Source organism: Telluria sp. LT2P80, from assembly GCF_059685955.1.
Genome location: NZ_JCASIO010000006.1, coordinates 236,121 through 251,682, shown reverse-complemented (window position 1 = coordinate 251,682; position 15,562 = coordinate 236,121). Strand labels below are relative to the sequence as shown.

Sequence of the window (15,562 nt, the reverse complement as noted above, 5' to 3'; positions counted from 1 at the left end):
GTTAAATGACCACGCAATTGTAAGTGATTTGTAAATTTGCTGCGGCGCAGCAACTGTATAGCGTGCGCGATCTGTATGCAAAACGCATCAAGCCTTCAATTATCTGGACAGGGATGTGTAGTTCCGCAATAGTCACGGCCATTACGATATTCACTGGATTTTTCGCATGATCAATGCCCTGCTCCAAAGCGCCGGCCCCGGTCCCGTCAACCTGACCGGTACTGAACAGAATGACACCATCCATGGCAGCGACCAGCGCGACAACATCAATGGCGGTGAGGGGAATGACACGATCTACGGTTACGGTGGCAATGACGACTTGCGAGGCGGCGGCGGCGACGACCGCATCGAAGGCGGCGACGGGGATGACCGGATCGAAGACAGCCTCGGCGCCAACCACTTCTTCGGCGGCAACGGTAACGATACCTTGACCGGTTCCAGCGGCAGCACCTACGCTGGCGGCGCCGGCAACGACTATATCCAGATCAGCTGGTTCACGAACGGCGTGGCAACCGTCGCCGATGGCGGCGCGGGCGACGACACCATTGCAATCGATATCGCGGGCGTCATGGTGGGCACCGGCAGCCTGGCCGGTGGTGCCGGCAGCGATCGCTTCGTCCTGAACCAGTTTGGTCCGCTTAATTTAGCGCAAGAGATCGTGATCACCGACTTCACGACCGGCGCGGGCGGCGACCAGATCGACATCCGCCGGATGTTCAACGTCGAACCGGTCGGCAATCCCTTCGACACAGGTATCCTGCGACTGGTCGCGTCCGGCGCCGACACCCTGCTGCAAAAACAGAGCACGGGCGATCCTGCGCTCTATCTCACGTTGGTCACCCTGCGAGGCGTCACGCCCGGGCAGGTCGGCGCAGCCAATTTCGTCGATGGCTTCGATCCGCGCGGTGGCACCACCGGCATGCTCCTGACCGGTACTGCCGGTAACGACACGCTCAACGGCACGGTGCTCGACGACCGGCTGCTGGGATTGGGCGGTAACGACGCTCTGTTCGGCGGCGCCGGCAATGACATACTTGATGGTGGCGACGGCGATGACACGCTGCGCGACGGTGCCGGTGACAACGTCCTGCGCGGCGGCGCAGGCAAAGACCGGCTCGAGAGCTACTCGGAAGGCACCAATCTGCTCGAGGGTGGCATCGGCAATGATTATCTGTCCGGTGGCAGCGGCGCCGACACCATGCTGGCAGGCGCCGGCGACGACTATCTGAACCTGCGCGGCAACGGTGCGCCGGGCCGCACCATCACTGTCGACGGCGGAGAAGGCAACGACACCCTGGTGTTCGACGAGACGCGCAACGCCGTGGCGATCCGTGCCAGTGGCGGGGCCGGCGCCGACCTGTTCGAGGTCCTGGCAACCGGTACCAACCTGATCATCACCGACTTTGGCGGCGCCGACCGCATCGACCTGAGCCGTGGTCTTCCGTATGGCCTGACGGACAATCCCTTCGGCGCTGCCGGTTATCTGAACGCACGCCAGGAAGGTGCGGACGTTGCGTTGTACATCGATCTTGACGGTGTCGCGGGCAGCACGCATGCGTTCGAGCTGGCGGCCGTCCTGGCCAACGTCTCGCTGGCATCGCTCGGCAGCACGCAGTTCGTCAACGGCTACCACCCCAATGGCAGCAGCCAGGGCAGCGTGCAGACCGGCACCGCTGGAAATGATGTGCTGGTGGGCGACACACAGGACGATACGATCGATGGCGGCGACGGCGACGACCAGCTCGACGGGCGCGCCGGCAACGACACCCTGCGCGGTGGCGCGGGCAACGACACGCTGGACGGCAACGTTGGCAATGACTTGCTGCAGGGCGGCGCAGGCAACGACCAGCTGTCCGGTGGCGACGGGGACGATACCCTCGAGGGCGGCGATGGCAACGACGACCTCAGGGACGCGCAGGGCGCGAACATCCTGCGCGGCGGCGAAGGCGACGACCGGCTGCGTGACGATGGCCTCTGGGTGGGCGGCACAGGATCGCTGCTCGATGGCGGCGCGGGCGACGACAGGATCGATGTCGAAGGCAGCGCGGTCAGAAAGATCATCGGCGGCGCCGGCAACGATGAGATCACGCTGAGCCACGGCAGCGAACCGGCCGACGCGCCAGGCCTGCAGATCGATGGCGGCGAGGGCGACGATACGATGAGGTTCCAATACCTGGACACGTCGCGCCGGATCGACGTCACGGGTGGCAGCGGCAGCGACCATTACAGGTTCAACGAATTCAACGATCCGGCCGCAGTGATCACGATCCGTGATTTCCAGACCGGCGCCGGCGGCGATATGCTGGACGTTTTTTCCTTCTTTTACTACCGCGCCGACAATCCCTTCGGCACGGGCGGCGGCGCGCGCATGGTGCAGTATGGCAGCCACGTGCTGCTCCAGATCGATGCAGACGGCGCGGCCGGTCCACGCACGTTTGCGACCCAAGTTGTGCTCGAGAACACGACGGTCAGTGCGTTCACGTCCGACAACTTCCATGAGGGCAGCCATCCGGACGGCTCGTCGCGGGGCCAGACGGTCGCTGGCAGCCTGCTCGACGATCGCCTCTCCGGTGGCCGGCTCGACGATCTGGTACGCGGCCTGGCCGGCAATGACACCATCAACGGTGGCGCTGGCAACGACGTGCTTGAGGGTGGCGACGGCAGGGATTTCCTGAACGGCAATGAAGGCAACGATGAATTGCACGGCGGCGACGGTAACGACGTTCTGGAGGACAGCCTTGGCAACAACCGGTTGTATGGTGACGACGGCAACGACGTACTCATTGGCGGGGCCGGCGGCGACCTGCTGCATGGCGGCGCCGGGATCGACACCGTCCGTTACACGGCCGGGCGCGACAACTACACGATTGCCGGCTCGGCCGCGACCGGCACCTGGACCATCCATGAACGGGTAGCAGGCATGAACGACAACCGCGACCAGCTCGAGTCCGTCGAACGTCTGCAATTTGCCAACCGCACGCTGGCCCTGGATCTGGACGGCGCCGCCGGCCAGGCCTACCGCATTTACCGCGCCGCGTTTGACCGCGCGCCCGACGAAATTGGTCTGGGTTACTGGATCGCCGTACTCGATCGCGGCGCATCGCTCGGCGCCGTCGCCGGCGGGTTTGCCGATTCGCGGGAGTTCCGTGACATGTACGGCGCGGCGCCGAGCAATGCCGCCGTGGTCGGTCTGCTTTACCGCAATGTGCTGGACCGTGCGCCGGACGACAGTGGCTTCGCCTTCTGGCTCGACGTCCTCGACTCGGGCCGCGACAACGTGGCAGGCGTATTGGCCTCGTTCAGCGAAAGCGGTGAAAACGTCGCGGCAGTGGCGGACCTGATCGGCCAGGGCATCGCTTACCAGCCCTGGGAGTGATGAGACGCGGCGGGGCGGGGACTGTATTTTCCAGGCTACACATAGTTCGCCACGGCAGCGGGTTTGGTCGCATAATTCATCAACGCTGTCATGACGATCTTCGATATGCCACTGACCCACGCCGCCCTCGCCCACCGCATGCCACCTGCCGCTCCCTGCGTGGCGCCGCGGGTGCCGGTGTCGCGTCTGTCGCGCCTGTACGAAGTCATGGACCTGATGCTCGACTCGGTCGGCGATCCGCTGGCCCTGGGCAGCCTGGCCGCGTCAGCCAGTTATTCGAGCTACCACTTCGACCGCATCTTCCGTGAGCTGACCGGGTTTTCAGCGGTGGAGTACCAGCGCAAGCGGCGCCTGCGCCGCGCCGCGCACCTGCTGCGCCACGAGCCGGACGTACCGGTCGGGCGCATCGCGCAGGATTGCGGCTTTCCGTCCAATGCAGCGTTCGCCAAGGCCTTCCGCCAGCAGTTCGGCATGCCGGCCAAATCCTGGCGCGACGGCGGCTGGCGCATCTACATGGATGCCCAGGTCGGGCGCGAAAGCGATGTCAGTTTCTTTGTCGCCGAGCCGGGCGAACTCACCGCGCTGAACACCCCTTACTGCGCGCCTGTACCGGGCAGCGTTGCCGCGCGCGTCACACTGCGCCAGTTGCCGGCCCTGCAGCTGCGCTACCAGCGCTTCTTCGGCCAGTCCGGCGCGGCGCTGTCGCTGGCCTGCAATGCCTTCATCTGCGCACAGGAAAGCGCCGGCATTCCACGCGGGGCGCCGTGGTACGGCGTGTTCGACGAGGATCCGGGGTTTACGGGCGAGCGCGAGTACTGCTACGACTTCGGCTTTGACGCCGGCGTGCTGGCCGACCCGGGCCTGGGGCTGCGCGTGCTGCCGGCCGGGATGGTGGCGATTCTCGAATTTCACGGCGAGTGGCCACGCTTTCGGGCCATGTACGAAGACTGGCTCGAACACCAGAGCGTGTGGCGACTCGATGCAACGCGGCCCCATGTCCAGAAGGTCGCGCGCACCGACGATGGCGGGTGGCAGGGCTGGCTGGCCCTGCCGGTCAAACGGCGCTAGTTGTTCTCCACCGCGTTGTCAGGCGCCTCGATGCGCATGAAGCGGCTCAGCACCAGCACCGGCAGCGCCGCCACCAGCACCCACAGAAAGAAATCCCGATAACCCAGCGCCTGCTGGATGTCGCCGCTGATCGTGCGAAACAGCACAAACCCCAGTTGCATGAAGCCGGTGCCCAGCGCGTAGTGCGCCGCCTGGTACGGGCCGCTGGCGACCACCTGCATGATGAACAGGATCACGCCGACAAAGCCGAAGCCATAGCCGAACATCTCGAGCCCCAGCGCACTGACAATCAGCGGCATCGAGACGGGTTGCGCGTCGCTCAGGTACCAGAACACGGCATTGGGCAGGTTCATCGCCAGGATCAGCAGTGGCAGGGCGCGCTTGAGGCCCAGCCAGGCCGTGAAGTAGCCGCCCGCAATGCTGCCGATCAAAAAGGCCGCCGTGCCCACTGTGCCATACACCCAACCCACCTGGGCGGTGGTCAAGCCCAGGCCACCGGCCTCGCGCGCGTCGCGCAGGAACAGCGGGCCGATCGACTGGATCTGCCCTTCCCCGGCGCGAAACAGGATGATGAACAGGATCGCCATCCAGATGCCGCGCTTGGCAAAGAACGTCTTGAACACGTCGACCAGCGTGGCCTTGACGTCGCGCGCATGACGGATCCGCCCCGCGAGCTTGGGCGTGGCGGGCAGCGCGTGCCAGTGGTACAGGCCCAGCGTCACCATCAGGCCGCCGAGCAGCAGGAACACGACAGTCCAGGCAGAAGCAATGCCGAAGCGCTCTTCGAGTTCGCCCGCCAGGATCAGGAGCCCGCCGAGCGAGAGGAACTTGGCGGCGTTGAAGAAGGCGCCCTGCCAGCCGGCATACGCCGCCTGCTCGCGCGCCGTCAGGCTGCTGATATAGATGCCGTCGGCGACGATGTCATGGGTGCTCGAGGCCAGCGACACAATCGCCAGCAGCGCCAGGCACAGGGCGAACCACATCGGCAGTTGCAGGGCCAGCGCAACCATTGCCAGGCAGGCGCCGCCGAAGATCTGGCAGGTGACGACGGCCATGCGCCGGCTCGGGGCCAGTTCCAGGAACGGACTCCAGAGCGCCTTGAAGGCCCAGGCCAGGCCAAGCAGGCCCGTCCAGCGCGCGATCTGGTCGTTCGGCACGCCCATGCTCTTGAGCATCTGGCCGGCAACCAGCGCCACCGCATAGAACGGCAAGCCCTGCGCCAGGTACAGCGTGGGCACCCACGACAGCGGATGGCGCCGTGGCGCATGGTGGACCGGGGCAGCGACCAGCGTCTCGTTCATGGCGATTCCAGATGTAGGGTGACGATGCGGCTCACGCGACCGTGCGTGTCGATGCTGGCCAGTTTCACGATGCCTGCGCCGTGCAGGGGCACCGGGTGAACGTAACGGGGACTGCCCGCGTCAGGGTCGCGGCCATCGACAGTGTAATGCAGGCCCAGACCGGGAAAGGCGGTATTCGCCTGCAGCATGCCGTTCTCCACGCGGGCGCCCGGCGGCGGCAGGCGGTAATGCCAGCCTTGCCGGTCCAGGCGTGGCAGCTCGCGCCGGCCAAGCCGGTTGGCAAATTCATTCCAGTCCGGATTCGTGTCCGGTGGCGACCACGCGCGTTCGGCCAGGCCGAGCAGGCGTGGCATGGCGAGATACTCGAGCCGCGCGCGCGAGCACACATTCTCGCCCCAGAGCTGGCCTTGCAGGCCGGTGACGCCGGCGCTCGGCGCCAGATCGAACGCATCGCGCGTGCCGACGAAACCGGCCCAGTAGTAGCCTGGTTCCAGCGGATGCTTGGCGTGGGCGAAATCGAAATACAGGCTGGTGGCATTGGCCAGCACGACGTCGAAACCGGCAGCAGCCAGTTCGGTGGCGCAATCGCGTTCGTGCGGCAAGCCGCCGTTGTTCCAGACGTAGACATGAAAGTCGCGCCCGGCCTGGCGCCGGTCGGGCGCCAGCACGCCATCGGCGCGCGGTGTCAGCGCTGTTTCTTCCCATCCGGCAAACGCAATGCCATAACGCGCCAGGATCGCGCGGCAGCGCGCCTGGAAGTCGTCGCGCAACTCGCGCACATCCGTCCACCCATGGGCGCGCATGCTGGCCTGACAGACAGGCGAACCGACCCAGGCGCCGCCAGGGACTTCATCGCCGCCCGTATGCAGGACGGTCAGCGGCACCTCTGCTTCCCGGTACAGCGCAGCCACCTCAGCCACGACGGTATCGATGAAGCGATCGACCGACGGCAGCGCGATGCACATCACGTTGTCGTGCCACAGCTGCACCGATTCATAGGCGGACATGTCGGCCGGGTCGCTCAGCAAAAACTCGTCGGCGCCGGCGAGGTCGCCCGCCGCCATCAGGCGCGCATGGCGTACGCGCATCGCTTCGACGGCCGCGCGCGCGTGGCCGGGCAGATTGAATTCGGGAATGACGTCGATGTGGCGCGCTTTGGCATGGCGCAGGATCGTGATGAACTGGTCGGCCGTATAGAAGCCGCTGCCGCTGGAAGCATCGACGGCGGCGCCGGAGCCGAACGACGGTGGCAGACACGGACTGTCCAAATGCGCAACGCCACGCTGCGCGCCGACGGCGGTCAGTTCCGGCAAGGTGGCAATCTCCAGGCGCCAGCCCTCGTCGTCGGTCAGGTGAAAATGAAAGCGGTTGAGTTTATAGGCGGCCATGCAGTCGAGCAGGCGCAGCACGGTGTCGACGCTGGAAAAGTGGCGGGCAACGTCGAGCATCATGCCCCGATAAGCGTAGCGCGGCGCATCCTGCACCGCGCCCAGCGGCAGCGCGCCATCGGGCGACACCAGCTGCGCCAGGCTTTGCAGGCCGTTGAATACGCCGTGCGCGCTGGCGCCCGTGAGCGCCACGCGCTGCGCATCGATCTCGAGCGAGTACGCTTCGGGCCCGGGTTCAGCGACCGGCCCGATGGCGAGCGTCACCACGCCCTCGCCCGGCGGCAGGTCGGCCAGCAGCGCGCGCAGGAACCGCACTTCATTGTCCAGCCCTGCCCCGTGCACGATCGCCGCGTCGCGCCCCAGACGGTACTGGCCGCCAGTAAAGCGCGCCGAGCGTGGACGCGGTGTGATGCGCCCGACCCCGGCCTCGGGCAGATACGACAGCGCCGCGTTCTGCGCAAAGCGCCAGGCCGCATCGGCGGTGGGCACCGTGTCACCCCATTTGCGGTGCCGCTGCTCGGGGCGCACGAACGGCGCGATGACCGGGTCGCCCAGATCGACAGCCGCGCCGCATTGTCCTGGCAGCAGGTAAAAGCCCAGCGGCGCATCGGTGATGCTGATGGCCCAGTGCAGCGCCTCGTAGTCGAGCGTGTGCGTTTGCCCCGGCAACCAGGCGTCGCCCCCCGGCATCGACAGCGCGAACAGGTCGCCATTGACGTGCGCGATGGTGTAACCGGCACTGACCGTCTCGGCCAGGATCTTGCGACAGGTGTTGAAGCACAGCGTCCAGCCGGGCGCGATGGGATCACAGCCATCGTTGCGCAGCACGAGACGCGCGCTGAACGCGTCGTCGCGTATGAAATTGCTCAGGCATTCCCAGGCGATGTGGATCGCCGGGCCGCCATCGGATCGGTCCGTCATGGGTGTCCATTTGGATGCGGGGCGGCCAACGCCGCCCCTGGGCTGATTACAGCTTGCCGCGCAGGCCGAGGTAGAAGGTACGGCCGTTCGAGTAGAAGGCGCGTGGCCGGTCCTCGTTTTCGGCGTACATCTTGATGGTCTCGTTGGTGAGATTGAGCGCGTCGAACGTGAGCGTGAAGCGTTCGCTCAGCTTGACGTTGATCGAGCCGGCCAGCGACGGCATGTCGTCCACGTGCTGGCTCGCGCCGCGGTCCACGCCGGCCTTGTACTTCGAGCGCCAGTTGTAGGCCAGGCGCGCCGAGAAGCGTTCGTTCTCGAAGTAGCCGGTCACGTTGTAGGTATTGCGCGACGAGTTGATGAGTTCACCGCCATCGTCGAGCTCACCATCGGCGAACGTGTAGTTGACCAGGAAGCCGAAGTCACGCGCCACCGGCTGCTGCCAGCTCAGCTCCACGCCGCGATTTCGCCCGCTCGTGTTGTACGGCGACGTGATCTGGTATTCGGTCAGCGTGCTGCGCTTGTTGTTGTAATAGGTACCGGTCGACGTGCCCTGCGCCACGATCGAGCGCAGGTCCATGTAGAACAGGCCCGCCGACAGCAGCGCCTTTGGCGCGTAATACCACTCGGCGCCGATGTCGAAGTTGGTCGAGCGCACCGGTTCCAGATTGACGTTGCCGCCGTTGCCGCTCAGCGAGTCGTCGTTCAGCGACACCGAGCCACCCAGCGCGCTGTAGTCAGGGCGCGCGATGGTCTTGGCCAGCGCCGTGCGCAGTACCAGGTCGGGCGTTACGTTGTACTTCAGGTTGGCGCTTGGCAGGTAGTCGCGGTAGGTGCGCTTGAACGTCGTCGGCGTGTAGGCGCCGAAGGCCGAACCGGTGATCGGCGCCGGACCGCCCGGCAGATTGACGATCGTGTTCTGGCGCGTCTCGACAGCGCGCAGGCCGACGTTGCCGCTCCAGCCGTCGCCGCCGAAGTCGACCATGCCGTACAGCGCGGCCGTTTTCTCGCCCACTTCGAATTCGTTCATCCAGTTATGGCGCAGCACGTAGTCGAGCAGACGGTTGCCGGGGATCGCGCCCCAGGCGCCCAGCGCCGCGCCGTCATATTTAAAGTAGTTCGATGCGAGATTGCCGCCCAGGTCACTGGCGAAGTCGCTCGGGTACAGCTGGCCGTTCCAGGCCGGGCCCGGATTGCTGAAACCCAGCGGGCCGGGACGGGTTTCTAGCGGATGCTCGGCGGTGCGCTGGTGATCGGTCCAGCGCGCGCCAAAGCGCACGGCCTGGAAGGTCGGATTGTCCAGGCGCAGCTCGCCGTCGAGCTGCGCGTACTGTTCCTTGTCCACCGACTGCGATTCGCCGCCGCCGGCCCAGGCGGTCGAGCCGGGCGAGACCGTGTTGCCGCCGGGGTAGCTGACCGATGCCGGCGAAAGACCGTTCAAGCCGTACACCATGCCGCCGTCGACATTGTTCTGGTAGTAGACGTCGTCGCGGTCCCAGCCCACGCCGTGGGTCTTGCCGAGCTTGCCCGAGAGCGAGAAGCGCTCGTTGACGCGCCATTTGCCGTTGAAGTCCAGATACCACGACTCGCCGCCCGCATCCGGGCGGTAAATGTTGTCGACCTCGCCCGCGTTGCGCGTGAATTCGGCCGCCACCAGGGTGTTGTTGCGCACGACGGGATTGATGGGAATCAGGTTCAGGCTGTTGATCGAGTTGGCCGGCGCGGCCAGCCAGTTGGTGTTCTGGTGCGGTGCTTCGAGCTTCGAATAGAAGCCGTTGAAATCGAGCGTCAGGTCGCGGTTCGGGCGCACCTCGATGTCGAACGCGCCGCCTTCGCGCTTCTTCTCCTGCTCGAACAGCGCGGCGCCGATGAAGGTCGGCACGACCACGCCGGCCAGCGCCGGGTTGGCAAGCGCCGCCGCGCTGGTCGCGCTGATCGGGGTGTAGCCGAGGATTTCCTGGCCATCGCGCCGCACGGAGGATTTCTCGGAGAATCCCTGGATCAGGATGCCGGCCGTGTTGGCGGCGTTCTTCCAGTTCACGAGGCCCGACAGATGCGGCTTGGTCTCACCCGACAAGTCGTTGTAGTTGGCCTGCACCGAGCCTTCGACGGTGAGCTGCTGGCGGAAGTCGAGCGGGCGGCGCGTGATGACGTTGATGGCGCCGGAAACGCCGCCTTCGACCAGATCGGCGGTCGGGCTTTTCTGGACCACGATCGAGCCGACCAGCTCGGACGGCAGCAACGAGAAGCTGCTCGAGCGGCCGACATTGCCGCCGATCTGGTTCAGCACGAACCAGTCGCCGGTGCTGATCGCGTGGCCGTTGAACAGCGTCTGCTGCAGGCTCGGGCTGGTGCCGCGCAGGCTGACGCGGTCGTTTTCGCCGAAGCCGCCTTCGCCGCCGGCGGACGATTGCGTGTTCACGCCGGGCAGGCGCTGGATGGCATCGGCCACGTTTTTATCGGGCATCTTGCCGATGTCTTCGGCAGTGACCACCTCGACGACGGCATCGCTGTCGCGCTTCTGGCGCAGCGACTGTTCGAGCGCAGCACGCACGCCCGTCACCACCACGGTCTGCGGCGCCAGCACCGGCGCTTCCTGCGCGCCTGCCCCGCTCATCGCCAGGATTGTCACTGCCGCTGCGATCGCGGTCCGCTGATACTGCCGTGCCTTCAACTCATTCATGTGCGCTCCAAAAAACCAGGTTGGCTATCGGGTATTGGAGCCTGTCCCAAGCAATCCGGACAGGCTCTCAGTGAGCGCATTGTGGTGGCATCCGGGATGCCGTGTTTGTCAAATCTTGCTATCCGGAAGAGGAATTCATCACACTGACATGTGACTGTGGCAGGCGGAACCTGGCGGCAGATTCAGGGCGCCGGGAACGGCACCAGCGCCAACCCGCGCTTGAGCGCATCGAAGCAGGCCGGGTCGAGCGCGGTCCCCACGGTCTTTTCCATCATCTCGAGCGCCTGCGGGATCGGGATCGCGCCGCGGTACGGGCGCTCGGCGGTGATGGCATCGAAGATGTCGGCGGTGGTAATGATGCGTGTTTCGAGCCGGATGTCGTCGGCATGCAGGCCGCGCGGATAGCCGTTGCCGTCGAGGCGCTCGTGGTGGGCGCCGGCAATCGACGCCAGTTCGGCAAACGCGGCGATGCGGCCCAGGATCGTTTCGGTGTATTCGGCGTGCTGGCGCACGGCGGTCCATTCGTCGCGGTCGAGCGAGCCAGCTTTGTCGAGCACGCTGTTGCTCACGCCCAGCTTGCCGACGTCGTGCAGCAGTGCGCCGCGCTTGAGCCAGCGGCGGCGCTGCGCCGACAGCCCGAGCGCCTCGCCGATCATGTCGGTGTACAGCGCCACGCGTGCACTGTGGCCGCTCGTGTACGGGCTCTTGGCGTCGACCACCTGGCCGAAGGCGGTGGCGATATCGTCGAGGTAGTCTTCGTCGAGCGCGACTTCGTGGCCAGCCGGCTCCAGTGCGAAGACGGCGCGGTCCAGGTCCGGCGCGGCCAGCTTGCGCCAGAAGGCATCCTCGAGCGCGACCTGCCCGAATGCCGCAACCAGCTGCGGATCGAACCAGCTGCCGGCGCGCGCGGTCGCTTCGTGCAGCGCGGCCTCGCGCCCGCCATCGGTGTGGAATACGTCGATCACTTGCGCCAGCAGCGCAATGCGCGCATACACAGGGATCGCGTCGCCCGCGAGCTGGGCCGGCTTGCCCTTGCCATTGACGTGTTCGTCGAGCGAATAGATACCTTCGGCCACGCCTTCCGGGAAGCGCAGCAGGCGCGCGATGTCGGCGCCGCGCTGGCAACGGGTGGCGATCAGGCCCTGGGCGATCTCGGGGCCGTCACGCAGGATGGTCATCACGCTGCGGAACCGCTCGGCCAGGCCGGCTTTCAGGCCGGTGTGTTTGAGCACGAAACCGAGCACCTGCGGCAGGCTGTCGCCCACCGTCTTGAAACTGCGCTTGAAGTCGAGGTCGTCCGTCAGGTACAGCTCGCAGATGCGGGCGGCATTGCTGCTGCAGCCAAGGTCCTTGAGCAGCAGCGTGTAATACAGCTCCCACAACTGGTCGTCATTCAGGCCGGCAACGCGGCCGATATGCATTCCGATCCAGCAGCAGCGCACGCAATGGCCAGCGGGCTGGCCTTCGGTAATGTCGAGCGCATAGCTCAGCGCGCCAATCAGCTCGGAGAGCTTCATGGCGCTGGGAGCCAGCATCTCCTGCGGCGCGTCGGGGTGCATCATAATTAGTTCCGTGTGGCAATAATTATGAATGGTACGCCACAACATCCGTGGAAGATCACTCACGCCATAATATTGACAACCGATGCGGCGCGGATACCACAGATGAAACGACAACACCGGCGCGAGGCCGGTGTTGTGCTGGCGGCGGCTAAGCCACCCTTAGTGCTGACGCATTGCTGGTGCTATCAATAACCGCGGCCGGTGGTGCCGGTGGTACCCGTGCCCGTACCGGTGGTGCCGGTGGTGCCGGTGCCAGTACCGGTAGCGCCCGTGGTACCGGTGCCTGCTGCACCGCTGGTGCTGCCGGTCACGCCGGTCGTACCGTTGCCCATCGTACCGGTCATGCCGGTAGTGCCAGTCGCGCCGCTGGTGCTGCCCGTCACGCCCGTGGTGCCGGTAGCGCTGCCGGTCACGCCGGTCATGCCACTGTTACCCATTGCGCCGCTCGTGCTGCCGGTCACGCCCGTGGTGCCGCTGGTGCCGGTACGGCCGGTGGCGCCGACGGTGCCTGCGCGGCTGTCAACGACGCCCGCCGAACCGGTGGTGCCCGTCATCGGGCTGGTGCTGCTGCGGCGATCGTTTTGCGGCGTCATGCTGCTGGTGCCGGTGGCGCTCATCGATGAGCGGCCCGTCGAATCCTGCATGCTGCTGCCGGTTTGGCTACCGACCTGGCCCGAGGTGCCTGCCATGCCCGTGCCCATCGTGCCAGTTGCCGTACCAGTGCGGCCAGTTGCGCCTGCGGTGGTGCCCGTCTGTGCATGGACTGCAGTAGCACCCAGCATGGCAACCGTCAGCGATGCGCCGATCATTCCTTTGAGTAGCTTGTTCATGGTGTTCTCCTCAATTGTTTTGTATCGCGTGCCCGACACATGATTGCGTCAAGTCATGAATTGAGTGTACGGGCACCGTCAATATGGGCGCGCACAATACCGCTCGGAAATATTAAATCGTCGCCCAACAGCGCGTAATTTGCCGCCAAATGCCGCCATTTTTTTGTTTATTGTTGAGCTGACAATGCTGCCAAGGCTGACAGTGTCCCGAGCTCGTCGTAGAGTGGCAGGATGCTGTTGCGGTCGTCCGGATACACCCGGTTGGACAGGAACACATAGAAGCTGCGCGACTGCGGATCGATCCATAAAATGCAGCCGGTATATCCCGTGTGGCCGTAGCTGCCGATCTGGTAATGCCTGCCGCGCGGCCGACGCGCGAACGGCGAATCGATATCCATCCCCATGCCGCGCAGTGCCGCGATACCCGGTGGCGACTGCGCAGTGCTCAGCAGGCGCACGCTGTCGGCGTGCAGCACACGCACGCCATCGAGCTCCCCGCCGGCAAGCAGCATGCGGGCAAAGCGCGCGACATCCCGCGCGGTCGAGAACACACCGGCCGAGCCTGCCACGCCACCCATCCTGCGTACTGTCGGATCGTGAACATGGCCTTGCAGCACGGCGCCCGGGGCCAGATCGCGCTGCGCGCTGGACATGCTTGCCTCGACATCCACCGCGCCACGCTGGGTGGGTGCGATTGTCCGCCCGTCACAGCGCGCCAGCGGCCGATAGCCGGTGTCCCACATGCGCAGCGGCGCAAAGATGCGCTGCCAGGCAAACGCGTCCAGCGGCACGCCGGCCACGCGTTCGATCACCACGCCAAGCAGGATGTAGTTGATGTCGGAATAGCGAAATACACTGCCCGGCAGATGCGTCACGCGTTCGAGCGAAGCCAGCAGCAGCGCTGCTTCCCTGCCCTGCCACGCCGGACTTGCTGGCAGGCCGGCCCGCAAGCCAGACGTGTGCGTGAGCAATTGACGCACCGTGATCGCATCCTTGCCGCCGCCCGCGCACTCGGGAAGGTAGCGCAGCAACGGGGCGTCGAGGTCGATCTGGCCAGCTTCTTGCAGCAGCAGGATCGCCGGCGCCGTGACCAGCACCTTTGTCAGCGATGCAACGTCGAACACGGTGTCGCCGGTGACGGGCGCGGCATCCGGCCCGAAATCCAGACGGCCATACGCGCGCACTGCATGGGCTGCGCCCCGTTCGAGCCGGTACACCGCGCCGGGCAGCGACCGGGCTGCTACGGCAGCGTCGATGGCAGCATCAATTGCGGCCAGATGATGCCGGTTAAAGCTATTTTGGGCGCTCATGACGACATGATAGCTTGACAAGCGGCCAGTGCCGTTTTGGGCACCGTTGCACGCGTTTTTTCGCATCGGCGTATCATTGTTCCATGATCCCTTTATCGATACTCGACCTCTCGCCGATCGTTCAAGGCAGCGATGCGGCAACTTCCTTCAAAAGCTCCCTCGACCTCGCCCAGCATGGCGAACGCTGGGGTTACAACCGTTACTGGCTCGCCGAACACCACGGCATGCCGGGCATTGCGAGCGCCGCGACTGCGGTACTGATCGCCCATGTGGCAGCCGGCACGTCCACGATCCGCGTGGGCGCCGGCGGCATCATGCTGCCGAATCATTCACCACTCGTGATCGCCGAACAATTCGGCACGCTCGCGTCGCTTCATCCGGGCCGGATCGATCTGGGCCTGGGCCGCGCGCCTGGCTCCGACCATACCACGGCACGTGCGCTGCGCCGCAACCTGGCGTCGGACGCCGACGAGTTCCCGCAGGACGTCGTGGAACTGATGGATTACTTCGCCGGCTCGAGCCGCCGGCAGGTGCTGGCCGTACCGGGCGCAGGCCTGGACGTGCCACTGTGGATTCTCGGTTCGAGCCTGTTTGGCGCGCAACTGGCGGCGCACCTCGGCCTGCCGTATGCGTTTGCGTCGCACTTCGCGCCGCAGATGATGATGCAGGCAATCGACATGTACCGCAGCAACTTCCGTCCATCGGCGCAGTTGGCCGAGCCGTACGTCATGCTCGGATTCAATGTGTTCGCGGCTGACACCGACGAAGAAGCGCATCTGCTGGCCACGTCGATGCAGCAGGCGTTCGTGGCGCTGCGCACGGGCAATCCGGGCAAACTCAAGCCACCGGTCAGTGGCTACCTGGAAGCGCTGGACACGCCCGAGCGCATGATGCTCGACAGCGTACTCGCCTGTTCGGCGATCGGCTCGCGCGACACCGTAGCGGCCCAGCTGCACGCGTTCATCGACAAGGCCAAGCCGGACGAGATGATGATCACGTCGCAGATCTACGACCACGCAGCCCGCCTGCATGCGTACGAGATCACGGCCGATATCCGGCGCAACAGCTGACACCAGCACGGATGTTTCAACGATAAAAAAGCCCACCCGGCGCGTGCCGGGTGGGC

Annotated in this window: 9 protein-coding genes; 3 read left to right on the top strand and 6 right to left on the bottom strand. The window is 65.6% G+C overall.

Translation table 11 applies throughout. The features are described 5' to 3' along the window. The first annotated feature begins 166 nt into the window (after nucleotides 1-166). Nucleotides 167-3,376, top strand: coding sequence for a DUF4214 domain-containing protein (locus AC56LW_RS16980; protein WP_499636254.1), 3,210 nt, complete (start codon nucleotides 167-169; stop codon nucleotides 3,374-3,376). Nucleotides 3,377-3,466: 90 nt separating this feature from the next. Beyond that, entirely contained in the window at nucleotides 3,467-4,444 is a 978-nt protein-coding gene (locus AC56LW_RS16975) for a helix-turn-helix domain-containing protein (RefSeq protein ID WP_332530516.1), read from the top strand. Here the strand turns inward: AC56LW_RS16975 and AC56LW_RS16970 are convergent. From AC56LW_RS16970 to AC56LW_RS16945, 6 genes are all read right to left on the bottom strand, one after another. Next, the gene (locus tag AC56LW_RS16970; protein ID WP_499636253.1) at nucleotides 4,441-5,745 is read right to left on the bottom strand and encodes an MFS transporter; all 1,305 of its coding nucleotides are present in this window, start codon (nucleotides 5,743-5,745) and stop codon (nucleotides 4,441-4,443) included. The two genes, AC56LW_RS16975 and AC56LW_RS16970, sit on opposite strands and share 4 nt — an antisense overlap. After that, nucleotides 5,742-8,054 (bottom strand): family 20 glycosylhydrolase, encoded by a 2,313-nt coding sequence (locus AC56LW_RS16965; RefSeq protein ID WP_499636251.1) that lies wholly within the window; start codon nucleotides 8,052-8,054, stop codon nucleotides 5,742-5,744. The genes AC56LW_RS16970 and AC56LW_RS16965 overlap by 4 nt, the downstream gene beginning before the upstream one ends. Nucleotides 8,055-8,100: 46 nt before the next feature. Further along, the gene (locus AC56LW_RS16960; protein ID WP_499636249.1) at nucleotides 8,101-10,734 is read right to left on the bottom strand and encodes a TonB-dependent receptor; all 2,634 of its coding nucleotides are present in this window, start codon (nucleotides 10,732-10,734) and stop codon (nucleotides 8,101-8,103) included. Between the two features lie 182 nt (nucleotides 10,735-10,916). Beyond that, entirely contained in the window at nucleotides 10,917-12,296 is a 1,380-nt protein-coding gene (locus tag AC56LW_RS16955) for an HD-GYP domain-containing protein (RefSeq protein WP_332530520.1), read from the bottom strand. A gap of 185 nt (nucleotides 12,297-12,481) precedes the next feature. Then, the gene (locus tag AC56LW_RS16950; protein WP_499636247.1) at nucleotides 12,482-13,126 is read right to left on the bottom strand and encodes a hypothetical protein; all 645 of its coding nucleotides are present in this window, start codon (nucleotides 13,124-13,126) and stop codon (nucleotides 12,482-12,484) included. A gap of 167 nt (nucleotides 13,127-13,293) precedes the next feature. Next, complete coding sequence (locus AC56LW_RS16945) at nucleotides 13,294-14,436, bottom strand: serine hydrolase domain-containing protein (RefSeq protein ID WP_499636245.1); 1,143 nt, start codon at nucleotides 14,434-14,436, stop codon at nucleotides 13,294-13,296. Nucleotides 14,437-14,519: 83 nt separating this feature from the next. On the opposite strand from AC56LW_RS16945, the gene AC56LW_RS16940 reads away from it, so the two are divergent. Next, entirely contained in the window at nucleotides 14,520-15,506 is a 987-nt protein-coding gene (locus AC56LW_RS16940; RefSeq protein ID WP_332530523.1) for an LLM class flavin-dependent oxidoreductase, read from the top strand. Nucleotides 15,507-15,562: the final 56 nt, after the last annotated feature.